General features: G+C 71.7%; 15 protein-coding genes. 7 read left to right on the top strand and 8 right to left on the bottom strand.

Going from position 1 to position 19,005, the window contains the following annotated elements; all coding sequences use genetic code 11:
- The first annotated feature begins 12 nt into the window (after positions 1 to 12).
- Entirely contained in the window at positions 13 to 2,163 is a 2,151-nt protein-coding gene (locus tag Voc01_RS18865) for a 3-hydroxyacyl-CoA dehydrogenase NAD-binding domain-containing protein (RefSeq protein ID WP_203928780.1), read from the top strand.
- Here Voc01_RS18865 and Voc01_RS18860 read toward each other — a convergent pair.
- The 4 genes from Voc01_RS18860 to Voc01_RS18845 form a co-directional block, all read right to left on the bottom strand.
- Positions 2,122 to 4,071: a putative bifunctional diguanylate cyclase/phosphodiesterase gene (locus Voc01_RS18860; RefSeq protein ID WP_203928779.1), complete on the bottom strand. Its 1,950-nt coding sequence runs from the start codon at positions 4,069 to 4,071 to the stop codon at positions 2,122 to 2,124. The two genes, Voc01_RS18865 and Voc01_RS18860, sit on opposite strands and share 42 nt — an antisense overlap.
- Before the next feature lie 181 nt (positions 4,072 to 4,252).
- A complete protein-coding gene (locus tag Voc01_RS18855; protein ID WP_239160308.1) occupies positions 4,253 to 5,056 on the bottom strand; it encodes an ABC transporter permease in 804 nt (267 codons plus the stop codon).
- Positions 5,053 to 6,039, bottom strand: coding sequence for an ATP-binding cassette domain-containing protein (locus Voc01_RS18850; protein WP_203928778.1), 987 nt, complete (start codon positions 6,037 to 6,039; stop codon positions 5,053 to 5,055). Before Voc01_RS18850 ends, Voc01_RS18855 begins: the two co-directional genes overlap by 4 nt.
- A 57-nt stretch (positions 6,040 to 6,096) precedes the next feature.
- On the bottom strand, positions 6,097 to 9,987 hold the full coding sequence (locus Voc01_RS18845) for a SpoIIE family protein phosphatase (RefSeq protein WP_239160307.1): 3,891 nt from the start codon (positions 9,985 to 9,987) through the stop codon (positions 6,097 to 6,099).
- Between the two features lie 190 nt (positions 9,988 to 10,177).
- Here Voc01_RS18845 and Voc01_RS18840 point away from each other — a divergent pair, with 190 nt between their 5' ends.
- The 3 genes from Voc01_RS18840 to Voc01_RS18830 are packed head-to-tail and all read left to right on the top strand — an operon-like array spanning position 10,178 to position 13,622.
- Positions 10,178 to 11,413 (top strand): phosphotransferase family protein, encoded by a 1,236-nt coding sequence (locus tag Voc01_RS18840; protein ID WP_203928776.1) that lies wholly within the window; start codon positions 10,178 to 10,180, stop codon positions 11,411 to 11,413.
- A 20-nt stretch (positions 11,414 to 11,433) separates the two neighbouring features.
- Positions 11,434 to 11,820, top strand: coding sequence for a DUF6394 family protein (locus Voc01_RS18835; protein ID WP_203928775.1), 387 nt, complete (start codon positions 11,434 to 11,436; stop codon positions 11,818 to 11,820).
- 2 nt (positions 11,821 to 11,822) lie between these two features.
- The gene (locus tag Voc01_RS18830) at positions 11,823 to 13,622 is read left to right on the top strand and encodes an NAD-binding protein (protein WP_203928774.1); all 1,800 of its coding nucleotides are present in this window, start codon (positions 11,823 to 11,825) and stop codon (positions 13,620 to 13,622) included.
- Here the strand turns inward: Voc01_RS18830 and Voc01_RS18825 are convergent.
- From Voc01_RS18825 to Voc01_RS18815, 3 genes are all read right to left on the bottom strand, one after another.
- Positions 13,609 to 14,064: a GNAT family N-acetyltransferase gene (locus Voc01_RS18825; RefSeq protein ID WP_203928773.1), complete on the bottom strand. Its 456-nt coding sequence runs from the start codon at positions 14,062 to 14,064 to the stop codon at positions 13,609 to 13,611. The genes Voc01_RS18830 and Voc01_RS18825 overlap by 14 nt on opposite strands.
- 111 nt (positions 14,065 to 14,175) lie before the next feature.
- Positions 14,176 to 15,396: a multidrug effflux MFS transporter gene (locus Voc01_RS18820; RefSeq protein ID WP_203928772.1), complete on the bottom strand. Its 1,221-nt coding sequence runs from the start codon at positions 15,394 to 15,396 to the stop codon at positions 14,176 to 14,178.
- 74 nt (positions 15,397 to 15,470) lie between these two features.
- Positions 15,471 to 15,959 carry a phosphoribosyltransferase gene (locus tag Voc01_RS18815; RefSeq protein WP_203928771.1) on the bottom strand — a complete coding sequence of 163 codons (489 nt, stop codon included), beginning with the start codon at positions 15,957 to 15,959 and terminating at the stop codon, positions 15,471 to 15,473.
- Positions 15,960 to 16,083: 124 nt separating this feature from the next.
- On the opposite strand from Voc01_RS18815, the gene Voc01_RS18810 reads away from it, so the two are divergent.
- Positions 16,084 to 16,902 carry a hypothetical protein gene (locus Voc01_RS18810; protein WP_203928770.1) on the top strand — a complete coding sequence of 273 codons (819 nt, stop codon included), beginning with the start codon at positions 16,084 to 16,086 and terminating at the stop codon, positions 16,900 to 16,902.
- An 8-nt stretch (positions 16,903 to 16,910) separates the two neighbouring features.
- Here the strand turns inward: Voc01_RS18810 and Voc01_RS18805 are convergent, their stop codons facing one another.
- The gene (locus Voc01_RS18805) at positions 16,911 to 17,477 is read right to left on the bottom strand and encodes a TetR/AcrR family transcriptional regulator (RefSeq protein WP_203928769.1); all 567 of its coding nucleotides are present in this window, start codon (positions 17,475 to 17,477) and stop codon (positions 16,911 to 16,913) included.
- 71 nt (positions 17,478 to 17,548) lie between these two features.
- On the opposite strand from Voc01_RS18805, the gene Voc01_RS18800 reads away from it, so the two are divergent.
- Both Voc01_RS18800 and Voc01_RS18795 read left to right on the top strand, forming a co-directional pair.
- Entirely contained in the window at positions 17,549 to 18,412 is an 864-nt protein-coding gene (locus tag Voc01_RS18800; RefSeq protein WP_203928768.1) for an alpha/beta hydrolase family protein, read from the top strand.
- A gap of 40 nt (positions 18,413 to 18,452) precedes the next feature.
- Positions 18,453 to 18,959, top strand: coding sequence for a hypothetical protein (locus Voc01_RS18795; RefSeq protein WP_203928767.1), 507 nt, complete (start codon positions 18,453 to 18,455; stop codon positions 18,957 to 18,959).
- Positions 18,960 to 19,005: the final 46 nt, after the last annotated feature.

Genomic DNA, 19,005 nt, shown 5'->3' with positions numbered 1-19,005 from the left:
GGAGAAGACACAGTGACGGACACGATCCGCTACGACCGCGACGACGCGGGCATCGTCACCCTCACGCTCGATGACCCCGCACACTCCGCCAACACGATGAGCGAGGCGTTCGGCCGCGACTTCCACGCCACGCTCGACCGGCTCGAGGCCGAGCGCGACGACATCACGGGCGTGATCGTCACCTCCGCGAAGAAGACGTTCTTCGCCGGCGGCGACCTCAACTCGCTCGGCTCGCTCGGCCCCGGCAGCGACCCCGCGGAGGTCTTCGAGCGCACCGCCCGCATCAAGGCGATGCTGCGCCGGCTGGAGACCCTGGGCCGGCCGGTGGTCGCCGCGCTGAACGGGTCGGCGCTCGGTGGCGGGCTGGAGATCGCACTCGCCTGTCACCGCCGGATCGTGCTCGACGACCCCAAGATCGAGATCGGGTTCCCCGAGGTGACGCTCGGGCTGCTGCCCGGCGCCGGTGGCGTGGTGCGCACCGTGCGGCTGCTCGGCATCGTCGACGCGCTGCTGAACGTGCTTCTGCAGGGCCAGCGGCTGCGGCCGGCCGCGGCACTGGAGAAAGGTCTGGTGCACGAGGTCGTCGCGGACAACCTCGTCGAGCGCGCGAAGGCGTGGATCAGGGAGAACCCCGACGCCGTCCAGCCGTGGGACACCAAGGGCTACAAGATTCCCGGCGGCACGCCGTCGAACCCGAAGCTCGCGGCGAACCTTCCGGCCTTCCCTGCCAACCTGCGCAAGCAGCTCAAGGGAGCGCCGTACCCCGCGCCGCGCAACATCCTCGCCGCCGCGGTGGAGGGTGCGCAGGTCGACCTCGAGTCGGCGCTGCGCATCGAGGGGCGGTACTTCGCCGAGCTGGCCACCGGTCAGATCTCGCAGAACATGATCAAGGCGTTCTTCTTCGACCTCCAGGCCGCGAACTCGCGGGTCCCGAAGGGCGTCCAGCCGGTCACCAGCGTCGGCGTTCTCGGCGCCGGAATGATGGGTGCCGCGATCGCGTACGTGTGCGCGAAGGCCGGTATGCGCGTGGTGCTCAAGGACGTCACGGTCGAGGCGGCGGAGAAGGGCAGGGCCTACTCGGAGCGCCTGCTCGACAAGGCGATCGGTCGCGGTAGGCAGACCGAGGAGGGTAAGCGGGAGCTTCTGGGACGCATCACGGCCGCGTCCGATCCGGCCGCGTTGTCCGGCGTGGAGCTGGTCATCGAGGCGGTCTTCGAGGACCCGTCGCTCAAGCACAAGGTGTTCGCCGAGATCGAAGACGTGGTGGCGCCCGACGCGCTGCTGTGTAGCAATACGTCGACGCTGCCGATCACCCTGCTGGCCGAGGGCGTCAAGCGCCAGGCCGACTTCGTCGGGCTGCACTTCTTCTCGCCGGTCGACAAGATGCCGCTGGTCGAGGTCATCAAGGGCGCGAACACCAGCGACGAGGCGGTGACCCGCGCGCTGGGTGTGGTGCGGCAGCTGCGCAAGACGCCGATCGTGGTCAACGACAGCCGGGGCTTCTTCACCAGCCGGGTCATCGGCACATTCACCAACGAGGGCATCGCGATGCTCGCCGAGGGCATCCCGGCCGCCACCATCGAGCAGGCCAGCAGCCAGGCCGGCTACCCGGCACCGGTGCTCCAGCTGATGGACGAGCTGACCCTCACCCTGCCGCGCAAGGTCCGCAACGAGACCAAGGCGGCGGTGGTCAACGCCGGCGGCACCTGGACGCCCAGCCCCGCCGAGGCGGTCATCGACCGGATGATCGACGAGTTCGGCCGTCCCGGCCGCTCCGGTGGCGCGGGCTTCTACGAGTACGAGAACGGCAAGCGCACCCGGCTGTGGCCCGGCCTCGTCGAGGCCTTCGGCAACGGTGACGACCCGTCGAAGATCGATCTGCGGGACCTCATCGAGCGGATGCTGTTCGTCGAGGCTCTCGAGGCCGTGAAGTGTTACGACGAGGGCGTGCTCACCAGCGTCGCCGACGCGAACGTCGGGTCGATCCTCGGTATCGGGTTCCCCGGCTGGACGGGTGGCGTGCTGCAGTACGTCAACCAGTACGAGGGCGGACTGAAGGGCTTCGTGGCCCGGGCGAACGAGCTCGCCGGGAAGTACGGCGAGCGGTTCACCCCACCGGAGTCACTGGTGCAGCGGGCTGAGAAGGGGGAGCTCTTCGAGTGAGCCCTCGGCGAACGGGTTGCGGGCCAGCCACTCGTCGAACGGCTTCGGCCTACCGATAGCCCAGCCCTGGCCGTAGTCGACGCCGATCGCGCGCAGGCAGTTCATGATTGCCTCGCTCTCGACGAACTCGGCCACCGTGCGCAGCCCCATCTCCTGGCTGATCCGGTTGACCGACTCCACCATGGCGCGGTCGACCGGGTCGGTCGTGATGCCGCGCACGAACGAACCGTCGATCTTCACGATGTCGATCGGGAGGCGCTTGAGGTAGCTGAACGACGACAGGCCACTGCCGAAGTCGTCGAGGGCGAAGCGGCAGCCGAGGGTCCTCAGCTCGGTGATGAACGCGATCGCCGCGGTCAGGTCGTTGATCGCGACGGTCTCGGTGACCTCGAAGCAGATCGCCGACGGCGGAATGCCGTTGCGGTCGAGCTGGTCCCGGATGAAGGTCAGCATCGAGGCGTCGCCGAGCGAGCCGCCCGACAGGTTGATCGAGAAGTGCTCCGACGCGTCGACGCCCGGCTCGTAGCGGCCGGCCAGAGCCGCGCAGGTCGCCTGGACGACCCAGCGGTCGACGGTGCCGACCAGGTTGTACCGCTCGGCGGCGGGCAGGAACACACCGGGAGAGATCAGCGAACCATCGTCGTCGCGCATGCGGACGAGCAACTCGCCGTAGCGCTCCCGGCGGTTCGGGTCGGTGGGCTCGATCGGCTGGTAGTAGAGCACCAGGTTGTCGTGGTAGATCGCGGCCTGCAGGCGCTCGGCCCAGTGGGCCAGGCCCTGCTGGCGGGCGAACTGCTCGTCGTTCGGGGTCACGACGTGCACGCGGTTGCGCCCACCCTCCTTCGCCGCGTAGCAGGCCGCGTCGGCGGCGCCGAGAGCGTCGATGCCGTCCGGGTCGTTCAGCGGGTCGAGGGCGACCACACCCGCGCTCAGACCGATGCTGTACAGCCGGCCGGCCACGGCGAACCGGTGCTCGCACACGATCGTGCGCAGGTCCTCGGCGAACGCCGTCGCGTCGGCCAGGCCGCGGTCGACCAGGAGTACGGCGAACTCGTCACCGCCGATGCGGGCCAGCTGGTCCTGCGCACCGAGCCGGCCACGGATCAGCCCGGTGACCTGGCGGAGCACCTCGTCGCCGGCGGCGTGCCCGGAGCTGTCGTTCACGATCTTGAACTGGTCGAGGTCCATCAGGCAGACCGCGTGCTCGCCGGACTGCGCGCGCGGGTCACCCAGCAGCATGGTGACCTGGCGGTCGAACTCCCGCCGGTTCAGGTTCCCGGTCAGCGGGTCGTGGCTCGCCTCGTAGGCCAGCCGGTCGGCGATCGAACGCTCCGCCGCCTGCGCCCGCTCGTTCAGGCTCCAGTTGACCACCGCCGCGGCCGCCGCACCCGACAGGAACAGAGCGTGGATCACCGCCCACTGCACCGGGTTGGCCCACGCGTCGGCGTGGTTGTAGACCGCGTGCGGCGCCACCACCCCCACGACGGCGTGCTCCACCACCACGAACGCGATGGCCAGCAGGAACGCCGTCCAGTCCTGGTAGAACGTGATCACGAAGACCATCACGAAGAAGTGGAAGTGCGCCTCGATCACCCCACCCGACAGCTGCACCAGCGCGGTCGACGAGAACAGCGCCGCCAGCGTCGCGAGGGCCGCCCGCACGCGGCGCGGCAGGCGCGACGCGGTCGCGACACCGGTGAACAGCGCGACCGGCACCGTCGCGAACACCATGTTCGCCGGCGTCACCGCCTGGTAGAGCGCGTAGCCGAGGATGCCACCGGCATGCAGCCAGAGGATGGCCACGATCGCGCGGTGGCGGGTCTCCCAGTCGTTCTCGGGCAACCGGTTACCGCGCGGCAGCGAGGACGCCAGCCAGCGCCACCACCGCATGGGCACGGAGTTCGCCATGATCCCGACATCGGACCCGGGACGTCGGGAGTTAGCCGAACCTCCGGTCACGCCCATCTTGCAACCGGCCACCCCGGCGGCGGCCACCGCTCGGCGTCAGACCACCGCTCGGCGTCAGGCCACCGTCCGGCGTCAGGCCACCGTCCCGCGCTCAGCGCAGGACGCGGCGTCAGGCCACCGGTCAGCGGCCGAGCGACCTGTACCGACGCACCGCGAGCGGCGCGAACACCCCGATCAGCACCGCCGGCCACAACACCGCCAGCAGCACCGGATGCGACGCCACCCACGACGGGTCGGTGGACGGGGGAGCCAGCCCCGGGTTGCCGAACAGCTCCCGCGCCGCGGCCACCGTCGACGACAGCGGGTTCCACGACGACACCACGCCCAGCCAGTGCGGCATCTGGTCGGGCGAGACGAACACGTTCGACAGCGCCGACAGCGGGAACGCCGCCGGAAACACGATCAGGCCGACCGCGTCCTGGTTGGGCACCACCAGACCCAGGAAGATGCCCATCCACGTGATCGCCACCCGCAACAGCAGGATCAGCCCGATCGCGAGCAGCGCGTCGGCCCACCCGTTGTTCCACTGCCAGCCGACGAGCAGGCCGCACACCACCAGCGTCGCCATCTCCAGCACCGCGCGTAGCAGGTCGGCGATGCTGCGCCCGGTCACGAGGGCACTGCGCGCCACCGGCATCGAACGGAACCGGTCGACCACCCCGCGGTTGACGTCGTTGGCGACCGAGGTGGCGGTGGCACCCAGGCCGTACAGCATGGTCATCACGAACACGCCGGGAAGCAGGAACTCGCGGTAGGCGTCGGCGCCGGCGGCCATGCCGCTGCCGAACACGTACCCGAACACCAGCACGAACATGATCGGCAGGGAGAAGTAGAGGATCAGCTCCTCGGGCGCCCGTACCACGTGCGACATGTTCCGCCCGGCCATGGTCAGCGAGTCGCGGTAGGTCCAGCGGAGCGTGCTCACGATGCGGTCCGTCCTGTCAGTTCCAGAAAGGCCTCGTCGAGGGTGGGGCGGCGGAGAACCACGTCCTCCACCGCGATACCGGCGTCGTCCAGGGCGCGCACCACCGCGGTCAGGGCCGACACCCGGTCACGCACCGGAACGGACAGGAGGCGCAGGTCGACATCGCTGTCGACACGTCCGATCCGCTCGAGCACGAGAGCGGCAGCGGGGAGATCCGAGGCGGAACGCACCACCACCTCCACCCGGTCGCCGCCGATCGCGGACTTCAGCTCGTCCGGCGTCCCGGACGCCACGACCCGCCCGTGGTCGACCACCGACACCCGGTCGGCGAGGCGGTCGGCCTCGTCGAGGTACTGCGTGGTCAGCAGCACCGTGGTGCCGCCCCCCACGAGCTGGCGCACCGCGTCCCATAGCGCATTTCTGCTGCGGGGGTCGAGCCCGGTCGTCGGCTCGTCGAGGAACAGCACGCTCGGCGCCAGGATCAGGCTCGCCGCCAGGTCGAGGCGTCGCCGCATGCCGCCGGAGTACTGCTGCACCGACTTCGACGCCGCGTCGGTGAGGCCGAACCGGTCGAGCAGCTCGTCGGCGCGCGCCCGGGCCTCACGGCGGGAGAGATGGTAGAGCCGGCCGAACAGTACGAGGTTCTGCCGGCCGCTGAGGATCTCGTCGACGGCCGCGTACTGGCCGGTCAGGCCGATGCGCGCACGCACCTCGGACTGCTCGCGCACCACGTCGAACCCGGCCACCCGGGCGGTGCCGGCGTCGAAGCGCAGCAGCGTGGTGAGGATGCGCACCGCTGTGGTCTTGCCGGCGCCGTTCGGCCCGAGCAGGCCGTACACGGTGCCGGCCGGCACGGTGAGGTCGAAGCCGTCGAGCGCGTCGGTCCTCCCGTACCGCTTACGTAGGCCCTCGGCCACGATGGCGTCGCCGGTGGTCGCGGCCGCACGGGTGGTCGGGCTGGTCGCAGGGCTGGTCAATGGCATGGGACCAGCGTGAGCGCGGCCGCTGACCGCCAGCGCACCGTGTGCTGACGGGACCCGTCAGGTCGCGAACATGCACCACACCGCTTTGCCGCCGGGGGTGGGCCGGGTGCCCCAGCGGTCGGCCAGCATGGCGACCAGCTGCAGCCCGCGGCCGCGTTCGTCGTCGGGTGACGGGCGCAGCTTGCGGGGCAGGAACGGCGCGGCGTCGAAGACCTCGACGATCACGTGGTTGGCGGTACGCCGCAGCCGCAGCTCGATCGGCGGCCGGCCGTGCAGCACGGCGTTCGCGACGAGCTCGCTGGTGAGCAGCACGATATCGGCGGTGACCGACGCCGGCACCGCCCAGCCGGAGAGCGTGCGGTTGACGAACTCGCGGGTCTCGGGCACGGCGCTGGCCTCGGCCTGCACCTGCCGCTGCACGGAGCGGGTGCGCTCGGCCTCGTCGGTGATGCGGGCGAGCAGGATCGCGACGTCGTCGGCCGGGCCGCCCGGGAGCAGCCGCGACACCAGGCGGTCGGGCACCTCGGCCAGCGCGCCGCCGATCGCCGACAGCTCCGCGCTCAGCAGGTCGATGCCGTCGTCGATGCCCTGGTCACGGTGCTCGACCAGGCCGTCGGTGTACAGCGTGAGCAGCGAGCCGGGGGAGAGGGTGACCCGCTCCTCGGGCAGGGTCACCGGGCCGGCGCCGAGCGGCGGACCGGCCGCACCGGTGAGCCGGCGCGGCGGCTCACCGGGGGTGGTGACGAACAGCGGCGGCAGGTGGCCGGCGTTGGCGTACACGAGCGTGCGGTCGCCCGGGTCGTACACCGCGTAGACGCAGGTGACGATCTGGTCGTCGCCGAGGTCACGCACGACACCGTCGAGGAACTCCAGCACGTCGGCGGGGGCGAGGTCGAGCCGGGCGTAGGCGCGCACGGCCGCCCGCAGCTGGCCCATCACCGCCGCCGCACGCACCCCGCGGCCCATGACGTCGCCCATCACCAGCGCCGTACGGTCGGCGCCCAGCTCGATGACGTCGTACCAGTCGCCGCCGACCTGCGTCCCCTCGACACCGGCCCGGTAGAACGTGGCGACCTCGAGGTGGTCGGGCGTGAAGGTGGGCTCGGGGAGCAGGCTGCGCTGGAGCTCGTCGGCGATGCGGTGCTCGCGGACCGCGGCCTCCTGCGCCGCCGCGGCCGCCGCGACCGCCGCGTCGGCCTGCCGCTGCTCGGTGATGTCCTGGTTGCTGCCGCGCAGCCGGACAGGCCGGCCGTCGGAGTCGCGCTCGAGCACGCCGATCGTGTGGAACACGCGCTCGCCGTCGCCGGACTGCAGGATACGCACCTCGTAGTCGAGCGGGATCCCGGTCTCGACCGTGGCGGTGATCGCGGCATTGACCTTCGGGAGGTCCTCCGGATGCAGCCGGTCGAGCGCCATTCGCAGGCCCTGTTCCCGCAGGTCGACCGCGCTGATGCCCATCTGCCGGACGAACTCGTCGGAGGCCAGGATCGACCCGGACTCGAGGTCGAGCTCCCAGCTGCCGACGCCGGCGAGCTGCTGGGCCTGGTCGAGCAGCTGCTGGCTGCGTTCGAGCTCGGAGCGTGCCCGGCGGGCCCGGTCGAGCTCGAGGTTGGCCCGCACCCGGGCCAGCAGCTCCCGGGCCGCGAACGGCTTGATGAGGTAGTCGTCGACGCCGGCCTCCAGGCCCTCGACCATGGCCTCGTCACCGGCCCGGGCCGACAGCATCACCACCGGCACGAGCGACATCGCCGGATCGGCGCGCATCTCCCGGAGCAGCCCGAACCCGTCGAGGTTCGGCATCATCACGTCGGTGAGGACGAGATCGGGCAGGCGGCGGCGGGCCAGGTGGAGCGCGACCGCCCCGTCGGGCGCCGTGCTCACCTCGTACACCTCCGAGAGCAGGCGCACCAGGTACTCGCGCATGTCGGCGTTGTCGTCGACCACGAGCACGTGCGGGCGGTGCGACAGCGCGCCGCCGGCCGTGCGCGTCGGCGACTCGGGCTCCTCGAACGTGTCGGGATCGTCGGCCATCCACCGCATCGCCTCGGCGAGGAACCCCTCGACGTGCTCGCCGCTCGTGGTGGTCGACCCGGCCGGGCCGCGCGCGACCTGGTCGGCCGGCAGGTGGGCGGTACCGGTACGGACCTGAACCGTGAACGTGCTGCCCGCGCCCGGCGTGCTCTCGACGGTGGCGCCGCCGCCGTGCAGCATGGCCAGCTCGGAGACCAGCGCCAGCCCGATCCCGGACCCCTCGTGGCTGCGTGACCGGGCACCGGACACCCGCTGGAACCGCTCGAACAGGCGCGCCTGGTCGGCCGGCCCGATGCCGATGCCGGTGTCGGCCACCGACAGCTCCGCCCGGTCGTCACGCAGCCGGACGCGCACCGTGATGCCGCCGGTGAACGTGAACTTCAACGCGTTCGACAGCAGGTTGAGGACGATCTTCGCCCACATCTCGCGGTCGACGTAGACGGGCTGGGGCAGCATCGGGCAGTCGACGGTGAGGCTCAGCCCGGCCCGCTCGATCGCCGGGTGGAACATGCTGGTCAGCTCGGACGTGTACCGCGACAGGTCGACCGGTTCGTACCGGGCGGAGATGCCCTGCGACTCCAGCCGGGAGAAGTCGAGCAGCGTGTTCACCAGCTTCAGCAGCCGCTGCGCGTTGCGGTGCATGACCTCGACCCGGTCCCGTTGCTCGGGCGGCAGCGGGTGCGCGATGTCGGCGAGGGCGTCCTCGGCCGGCCCGAGCATCAGGGTCAGCGGCGTGCGGAACTCGTGGCTGACGTTCATGAAGAACGCCGTCTTCGCCCGGTCGAGCTCGGCCAGCGACTCGGCCCGCTGCCGCTCGGCCTCGTAGGCGCGGGCGCTCGCGACCGCGGCGGACAGCTGACCGGCGATGAGGTCGATGAAGCCGCGGTACGGGCCGTCGAGCGGCCGGTACCGGTTGAGCCCGACCAGCAGGAACCCGTACGGCTCGCCGCCGCCCTGGTCGGGCAGCGGCACGAGCAGGGCCTGTGCGGGCGGCTCGGTCCAGGCGCCGGTGGGCAGGTCGGGGAACCGCTCCGGCAGCCCGCCGATGATGGTCTGGCCGCCCTCGCGCACCTCGGCGAGCGGCCAGACGGCGTCGGGGTCGTCGGGGTCGATCGTCGGCGGCGCGGCCGGGTGACCGGTGGGGACCCCGGTCGCGGCCACCAGCCGGGCGGTGCCGGACCCGTCGAACAGGTACGTGAGCGTGAACGGCAGGCAGCGTTTCTCGGAGCTCAGCTGGATCGCGGCGGCACCGAGCACCTCGACGTCGGTGCGCGCGATGGTCGGCACCGCGCCGAGGTCACGCAGGGTGCTCATGCGCCGTTCGGCGATCACCCGGTCGGTGTCCTCGCTGACCACGCACAGCATGCCCGCGACCACGCCCGAGTCGTCGACGAGCGGGCTGTACGAGAACGTGTGGTACGTCTCCTCCACGTAGCCGCTGCGCTCCAGGAACAGCAGCAGCGACTCGTCCCAGGTGGCGACGCCGGTGGTGAGCACCGACCCGATGCGGGGGCCGATGTCGGACCAGATCTCGGCCCACACCTCCCGGGCCGGCCGGCCCAGCGCCCACGGGTACTTCTTGCCGAGGGTGTCGCGGCGGTAGGCGTCGTTGCAGAAGAACGTGAGCTCGGGACCCCAGGCCATCCACATCGAGAACCGTGACCCGAGGAGCACCCGCACCATCGTGCGCAGGCTCTGCTGCCAGGTCTCCGGCGGACCCAGCGGGGTGTCCGCCCAGTCGACGTCGAGCAGGTCGTGACCGACCTCGCCGCCGGCCCGCAGCGCCTCTCGAAAATCGGCCGCTCGGATTTCGGTGCCCGCTGAGATTTCGGTGCCCGCTGAGACTCCGGTGCCCGCTGAGATTCCGGTGCCAGCTGACCTGTCCGCGGGTGGCGGTGCGCCGGTACGCCCAGTCAACCGACCGCCCCTTCGCCTCATGGTCGCCACCGCTGCCCGGCCGGTGTCCCGCCGGACCCGGGCCAGCTAAGCGTACAAGTGCCGGCAGGATCCGGCCGGTACGGTTCAGCGACGTTTGGCGGTACAAGTCCGGTGCGCGCCGCTCGATAACCGTTTCCGTCCGGGTCGGGGCGTCATTACCCTGCCGGGCGTGGGCCGTAACGTCACCGTCGTCCTGATCGACCCCGCGGGGGACCCGATCGGTGTGCTTCCCCCATTCCATGTCGAGGTTCCCTGGTGGCCGGGGGCCACCGAGATCGTCGACGCGGTCCGCGAGCGGCACGGGGCCGAGATCACCGTGCTGCGTCTGATCCGCACCGAGCCCGGCCCGTCCCACGGCGGCCGGGTCACCTATCTCGCGTCCACCGACAAGCCGGTGGACGACGCGGCCCCGCTCACGGCCGACGACGTTCCGGAGCTCGCCGACCACCCGCTGCGCGCGCCCTGGGCCCGGCCGGGTGGGCCGGAGGAGATCCTGGCCTGGGCGCGGGAGCGGATGGCCGCGGCCGGGCGTCCGGTGCTGGGCGTCGTGCAGGAGCGCACCTGGAACCTCTCGGCCATCTGGCGCCTCGAGACCGCCGCCGGCCCCACCTGGCTCAAGGTCGTGCCGCCGTTCTTCGCGCACGAGCCGGCCGTGCTCACCTGGCTGCACCGTGCGGTGCCGGGCCGCGCGCCGGTTCCGCTGGTCGCGGAGCCGGGCCGCGTGATCATGGACCGGGTGAGCGGCGACGACCGGCACGACGCGCCCGCCGACGAGCGGCTGCCCATGGTTCGCAGCCTGGTACGGATCCAGGCGGCGGCCCTCGGAGCACTCGACGAGCTGCGTGCTCACGCGGTCCCGTCGCTGGATCTTGCGGACCTGAAGCTGGCGGCCATCGACGTGATCGACCGGCGCGGCGGCGAGGCCTCCCGCCGCGCGGTGGGTGAGCCGCCGGCGGACGCCCTCGCGGCGCTCGACCGGCTGATCGACGGCCTCGACGACCGGGTCGCCGCGATCGCGGCCTGCGGGGTGCCGACCACGTTGACGCACGGTGACTTCCACGCGGGCAACGTGCGGGTCGCGGCCGGCGCCGCGCCGGTGATCCTCGACTGGGGCGACTCCGTGCTCACCCACCCCGGGTTCGACCTGCTGCGCATCCGCGAGGGCCTGCCCGGCGACGGTGCCGACGCGGCGACGTCGGCGTGGAGCGCGGAGTGGCGGGCCGCCGTGCCCGGCTGCGACCCCGAGCGCGCCGTCGACCTGCTCGGGCCGCTGGCCGAGCTGCGCAACGCGGTCATGTACGCCGGGTTCCTCGACGGCATCGAGCCGTCCGAGTGGCCCTATCACGCCCGCGACGTACTCCCGCCGCTGCTCGCAGCCGCCAACCTGGCGGGCGTGCCCGGTTAGCGCCGCTTATGGTGTGATCCGTGAATCTCGAGAAGGTGATCTTCGGGTTCTTCGTGCTGCTCGCAGCCACGTTGAACTTCGGGTTCTTCATCGGAGACCTCTCCGACCCCACCGTCCACAACGTGTACGAGCTGTTCGCCGCCGTCGTGATCAACCTGATCGCGACCGTGCTGAAGTTCGGTGACCGCACCCAGATCGGTGCCGTGCACCTCGCCACCAGCCTCGTCGCCGACCTCCAGCTGATCGCCGCCACGATCTTCTGGGCCTACGCCGAGCACATCTCCTCCGAGGGGCTCACCGGCGAGGCGACCGCCGGCATCGTCTCGCTGTCCGGCGGCGCGTTGTTCGCGAACGTCGTCTCGGTCATCCTGCTCGTCATCGAAACCGTTTCGTTCCAGCGGCGGTAACCATGGCCAACGCGGTGTCGGTCTTCTGGAAACTGATGTTCGGGACCAGCAAGAGCCACCACCAGCACTCCCGGTGGCGGGTGCCGGTCGACTCCGCCATGCAGGCCTCGGGAACGGTGTTCCTGGTCCTGCGCCGGATGCGGATACCGCTCATCCTGATCATCGTCATCTTCGCGGTGAGCACGTTGGGGCTCACCCTGATGCCGGGCGAGGACGGCGACGGCAACCCGACCCGGATGAGCTTCTTCCACTCGTTCTACGTGATGAGCTACACCGCCACCACGATCGGGTTCGGCGAGCTGCCGCACGAGTTCACCGAGGCGCAGCGGCTGTGGGTCACGATCAGCATCCTGTTCTCCGTGATCGGCTGGGCGTACGCGCTCGGTTCGCTGCTCACGCTCATCCAGGACCGCACGTTCCGGCGGGCGCTGTCGCTGCAGCACTTCACCCGCAAGGTCAAGCGGATGCGGGAGCCGTTCCTGCTGCTGGCCGGCTACGGGCAGACCGGCCGGCGGGTGGGCCAGACGTTCGACTCGCTCGGCCGCCGGTTCGTCGTGGTCGACGCGTCGGAGGAGAACATGGAGGCGCTCGACCTGGAGGCGTACCGCTTCGACGTGCCGGGTCTGGCCGCCGACGCGCGCAGCCCCGACTACCTCGGCATCGCCGGCCTCGGCCACACCTCCTGCGAGGCCGTGCTCGCGATGACCAACGACGACGAGGTGAACCTCGCGATCACGATGGCCGCGGCCCTGCTGCGGCCCGACCTGCCGGTGATCGCCCGCACGGTGTCGCCCGCCATCGAGCACCGCATGAAGGCCCTCGGTACCCCGACCGTGATCAACCCGTTCGACCGGTTCGGCGACCACCTCCGGCTCGCGCTCCGGGCGCCCGCCACCCACCAGCTGCTCACCTGGCTGGAACGCGGACCGGGCGCCGAGTTGCCGCGCCGCGGCCAGCCGCCCACCCAGGGCCGCTGGGTGCTGTGCGGCTACGGCCGGTTCGGCCGGGAGCTCGCCGAGGACCTGCGGGCCGAGGGCCTGACGATCACCGTCATCGACCCTGTCGCCGGTCCGAACGGCAACGACCTCGTGGTGGTCGGCGACGGCTCCGACCCGGAGGTGATGGCGCGCGCCCACCTGGAGAGCGCCGTCGGGTTCGTGGCCGGCACCGACAACGACACCACGAACCTGTCCCTGATCGCCGCCGCGCGCCGGATCAACCCCAACCTGTACGTCGCGGCCCGGCAGAACCGGCCCGCGAACCACGCGCTGTTCTCCGCCCTCGAACCCGACTCGCTGCTCGTGCTCGCCGAGGTGGTGGCGCAGGAGGTGTACGTCAAGCTGAGCACCCCGCTGCTGTGGCGGTTCCTGCAGGAGGTGCCGGCACAGGGCGAGGACTGGGCGTCGAGCGTCATCGACCGCCTGCACCGCCGGTGCGGCCGCAGCCTCCAGACGCTGTGGACGGTGCGGCTCGAGGGCGGCTCGCCCGCGCTCGGACGCTGGCTGAACAGCGGCAACGCCCGGCTCGGCGACCTGTTGCGCGACCCCGACGACCGGGCGCAGACGCTGACCGCCGCCGTGCTGCTGCTCCGCCGCGATGACGACGTGGTGCTGACCCCGGGCGACGACCACATCCTCGCCGAGGGCGACGAGATCCTGCTCGCCGGCGACCCGCTGGCCCGCCGCGAGCTCGACACCACCCTGCTCGTCGAGGGGGTGCTGTCGTACGTGGTCACCGGCGACTACGTGCCGTCGAGCTGGGTCTGGCGCAAGCTGCGCCGCCGCCGGGTCAGGGAGATCTGACCTCCAGCCAGCGGGCGCTGTGCCCGAAGCCGGCCCGCCGGTACATGGAGATCGCCCGCGCACTGGAGTGGACGGTGACGAACTCGAGCCCGCCCGCCTCCCGGAGGACGGCGGCCATGAGCTTCGCGCCGATGCCGGCGTTGCGGTGCTCGGGCACGACGTAGACCGACTGCACGTCGCCGAAGCGCCGGTGCATCCTGGTCGCCGCGGGCACCCGGTCGCTGACCATCAGCCACGCCATCCCGGCGGGCACCCCGTCGACCTCGGCCACGAACGGCACGTGGGTGGCCCGGTGGGCCGCTGCCCAGCGGGTGAAGTTCTCGAGGTACGTCGCCTCGTCGAGGTCGGGGGTCGCCCCGTGCTCGTCGACCTCCCACTGCCAGCGCAGGCGGGCCAGGGCGGGCGCGTCCTCGGCGGTTCCCCGCCGTACGGTGACCTCCATCGCGGCCACGCTACCGGTTCTGCGCATAAACGACGCTCTATCCAGTGCGCCACGGGCGACGAAACCCGCACTGGATGGAGCGTCGTCCATGCGAAGCCGACCGGCGACCCGTCACGCGGTGCGGGCGCCGCCCCGTGTCAGGGCCGCCATCGCGAACAGTGCCGCCGCCGCGAACACCGCCACCGCGAGTGCCATCGGCACGGCGCTGTTCGCCGGTCCGAGGCCGACCAGCGGCGCCACCACCGCGGCGATCGGCGCCTGCAGGAACCCCAGCAGCGCCGACCCGGAACCGGCCGACTCGGGGTGGACGCTCAACGCGAGCGCGGTGGCGTTCGGCATCACCAGCCCGAGGCTCGCGACGAACACGAACAGGGGACCGGCCACCGCCACCACCCCGCCGACGCCGACCAGGCTCGCCGTCACCAGTGCCGCGCCGGCCACCGCGGCGATGCCGAGACCGGCGGTGAGTGTCACCTTTTCGGGGACGCGGCCGGCCAGGAACGCGCTGAGCTGACCCACGAGCACGAACCCGAGCGCGTTGGCGCCGAACAGCACCCCGTACGTCAGCGCCGGCACGTCGAAGACCTCCTGGAGGACGAACGACGAACTGCTGATGTACGCGAACATCCCGCCGAACCCGAGGCCCATCGCCAGCGAGTAGCCGACGAACCGGCGGTCGCGCAGCAGGCCGCCCATGGTGCGGGCCATCTGCGGGACCCGGCTGGAGCGCCGCTGCTCGGCCGGAAGCGTCTCGGGCAGCCACGCGAACGCGGCGATCGCGGCCGCCGTGCCGATCCCGGACAGCATCACGAAGATGCCGCGCCAGCCGGTGATCTCCAGCAGGAGGCTGCCGAGCGTGGGCGCGACGATCGGGCCGAGCCCGAACACGAGCGTCAGCCGGGCGAAGAACCGGGTGAGGTCGCTGCCGCTGAACAGGTCACGGACCACCGCGCGGGCGATGACCACGCCGGCCGCGCCGGCGAGGCCCTGCACCGCCCGCAGCGCCATGAGCGTCTCCACCGACGGCGCCGCGGCACACGCGAGCGACGCGAGGGCGTAGACGGACAGCCCGATGAGCACGGGGCGGCGCCGTCCCCAGCTGTCGCTGAGCGGGCCGAGCGTGAGCTGCCCGACCGCCATGAAGACCAGGAACGTCGCCAGGGTCAGCTGGACGGCCGACTCCGACGCGTGGAGGTCGTCGGCGATCTGCGGGAACGCCGGTAGGTAGGCGTCGATGGACACGGGACCGATGGCGGTGATGCCGCCGAGGATCAGCAACAGACGGAGCCGACCCGGAACCGGTGGTTTCTCGGGTTGGTGCGATGAGGACATCGCTTTCCAGCCTATGCCCAGCTAGAGCAGGGTCAAGGTAAGCCTCGTCACGCTATCCAGGGCTTACCGCGGGTTTAAGCGTCCGGTGCGGGGCGAGACACCGGCGGCAGCGCCGACCACGGAAAGTTGATCCACTTGTCGGTGCGCCGCCACACGTAGTCGCACTTGACGATCGAGCGCGGCTTCTCGTAGATGACCGCGATCCGCGCCTCGGCGACGTGCTCCTGGCAGAAGTCGCGCACGAGCTTGAGCGTCTCGCCGGTGTCGGCGACGTCGTCGGCGATGAGCACCCGCGCGCCGGCGAGGTCGACGGCCGCCGGCACCGGCGGCAGCATCACGGGCATGTCGAGCCGCTCGTCGATGCCCGTGTAGAACTCGACGTTCACCACGTGGAGGTTCTTCACGTCGAGGTCGTAGCCGAGCGTTCCGGCGATGAACAGCCCGCCGCGCGCGATGGCCATGATGACGTCGGGCGTGAACCCGCTCGCGGCGACCTGCTCGGCCAACTGCCGGCCGGCGGCGCCGAACGCTTCCCAGCTGAGTTCCTCGCGCTCCTCAGTCACGGGCGTCACTTTACAAGCTTGCGTCAGCAAGTTGATATCTCCGAACCGGTGAGGCGACGGCTCCGTTCAGTTCGGTTACAGGGCGCACAACGGCCCGATTCCCTTGATAGAGAAAGGCTTTGCCATGTCCTTTTTCCGTGCCATCCGCCGGCCCGCCGTCGCCGTGACGGCCCTTGCCGCCGCGGTCTCGGCGACCGTCCTGCCGCTCGGCTCGCCCGCGTCGGCGGCGTCGAACGCGTTTTCGTTCACCCAGATCCAGGGCGCCGCTGGTGACGCCGCGGGGCTGACCCCGACGGTCAAGGCGTTCCAGGGACTGCTCGGTGAGCCGAACAACGCCAGCAACCCGCCCGCGAAGGACGGTCGTCGGGAGATCAACTGGGACGGCACGCCCGACGCCCAGTCGGCGCCGAACCTGCTGCCGCCGGACTTCTTCAACACGACGGTGCCGCGCGGTGCGGTGTTCGTCTCGAAGAACAACAAGTTCTCGGTGAGCGCCGACGACGACAACCCGACGAACACGCCGCCGCGGTTCGCCGAGGTCAACCCGCAGTACGACGACATCTTCGCCACGTTCAGCCCGCAGCGGCTGTTCACGCCCGTCGGCACCAACGTGATGGGCGTGCGGTTCTTCGTGCCCGGCACGAACAGGCCGGCGACGGTGAAGGGCTTCGGCGCCGTGTTCACCGACGTCGACCGATCGAACGTGACGAAGCTGGAACTGCTCGACCGCCACGGCAAGCGCCTGTTCGTCGCCTACGCGCCGAAGGCCACCACGGCCGACAAGGGCCTGTCGTTCGTGGGCGTGCAGACCAACGCCGACGTCTACGAGGTGCGCATCACCACCGGCAACGCCGCGCTGGGCAAGAACGTCAAGGACGACAAGAAGCGCGACCTCGTCGTGATGGACGACTTCCTGTACGCCGAGCCCGACGCCCTCCGGTAAGCACCGAGCTAGGAAACGGCGGCCAACGCTGTGAGAGACCGCTCCACGTCGTGCAGCGGTTGCAGCGTCCGGCCCGACCGGCACAACAGAAGCGCACCCTCGACAGCCGCGATCACCGTGACCGCGAACTGTCGGGGGTGCGCCATGCCGTCCGCGGAGGCGATGCGGGTCAACGGGTCCAGCCACGACTCGAACGCGTCCTGTGCCGCCGCCAGCACGTCGGCGCCGGTGCCGTCGACCACCGAGGCGGCCACCACGCAGCCGCCGTTGAAGTCGGTGGCGCGCATCCCGCGCTCCCACCACCGGACCGTCGCCTGAAGCACTTCGGCGACCGTGGCCGGCGGGTCGGCGGAGGCGAGCGCGTCGAGCTTCTCGCGCAGCTTCAGCGCGCTCCAGGTCACCGCCTCGACGACGAGTTCGTCCTTGCCGCCGGGGAAATGGTGGGAGAGCGAGCCGCGCGGGGTGCCGGCCGCCGCGACCACGTCACGCAGCCCGGTTGCGGCGACGCCGCGCTCGCTGATGAGGGTGGCGGCCGCCCGTACGGTGCGGGCCCGGCTGTCGTTGGTGCGTGGCACGGGTCACTCCAGGCTAGAGACTAGGACACCCGTCATACTATCCTCGCGCTGAGACTCGGACACTTGTCATAGTGAGAGGCGCGCTCATGGACGTCACCCTGATGGCTTCAGACGGCCGCGCCCTGGCCGCGGCCCTGTACGAACCGCGGAGGGAGGACGGCCCGGCCGTCGCCGGCGCCACCGGCGTGCCGCAACGCTTCTACCGACGCTTCGCCACCCACCTCGCCGGGCGCGGCGCCACCGTGCTCACCGTCGACTACCGCGGCGTCGGCGGGTCGCGCCACGCCGGCGGACCGCGCCGCGACGCCGCGACCATGAGCGACTGGGGCCGGCTCGACCTCAACGAGGCGATCGGCCACCTCGTCGACCGCGACCCCGACCGGCCGGTCGCCGTGGTCGGTCACAGCGCCGGCGGCTGGCTGCTCTCGCTGGCGCCCAACGCCCAGCTCGTGTCGGCGGTGCTCACCGTCGGCAGCCAGAGCGGCTACTGGCGGCACTGGACCGGCCGGGCCCGCGCCGCGCGCTACGTGCAGTGGCACGCGGCCGTGCCCGCCGTGGCCGGGCTCACCGGCGTGCTGCCGGGCCGCTACTTCGGCGGCGAGACCCTGCCCGGCGGCGTCGCGAAGGAGTGGGCGCGCTGGGGCCGGCGCAGGGATTTCGTGGACGGGGCGGGGGCGCTGCCACCGGAGCGGAGGTTCGCCGGTCAGCTGCTGGCGGTGGGCGTCCCCGACGACCCGTTCGCCACCGCGCAGGGGGTCGCGTGGCTGCCGAGCCTGTACCCGCGGGCGAGCAGCGAGGTGCGCACGCTCGGCACCCGGCACCGCGCGCTCGGTCACTTCGGCGCGTTCCGGGCCGGTGCCGAAGGGCTGTGGGACGCGGGCTGGGCGTGGCTCCGGGGAGCGGCGCGCGCGCCGAGCACGTTCCCGTTGCGCTGACCGATTGTGCGACTCGGGCGGCGGGCACTACGGTCGCGCGGTGAACGTCGTCACGCTGCCGATGGCACTGCTCGCGACCGGCTACTACACCCCGAAACTGTGTGTGCGGCACGGCGAGCCGGCCACGTCCCTGTGGCCGGTGGCCAGCGGAACGGTCCGCGACTGGCCGTTCTGCCCCCGCTGCATGAAGACGCGGCGGGTCCTGCGGGCGGTGGCCGTCGCCTGCGCCGTGGTGCCGTTCGTCCTGCTGGTCGCCGGGGTGATCCTGTCCGCCGAGGGCGTGCTGCCCGAGAAGCCGGTGCAGAACGTCGTGTCGGGCGCCCTGGGCGTGGGGCTGCTGACGTCGTGGGTGCTGCTCGCCCGCACGTCGCCGTCGCGGCTGGCCCGGGCGTCGGTGCCCGACAGCCAGCTGTTCCTGGTGATCCAGGGCGCGCACCCGGCGTTCGCCGCCCACGCGGCCGACCTGCTGCGCGCGGCCGAGCGGGAACAGCCGGCCGTCCCGACCCGTGCGCCGGTGTTCCCCACGGCGGAAGGCCAACTCGGCTAGGCCGTCCCCCGCCGCCGCCCCCCGCCGCGCCCGCCCCCGGTCCGCC

The organism is Virgisporangium ochraceum (genome assembly GCF_016863655.1).
Taxonomy (GTDB): domain Bacteria; phylum Actinomycetota; class Actinomycetes; order Mycobacteriales; family Micromonosporaceae; genus Virgisporangium; species Virgisporangium ochraceum.
This window is presented reverse-complemented; position numbering and strand designations above follow the sequence as displayed.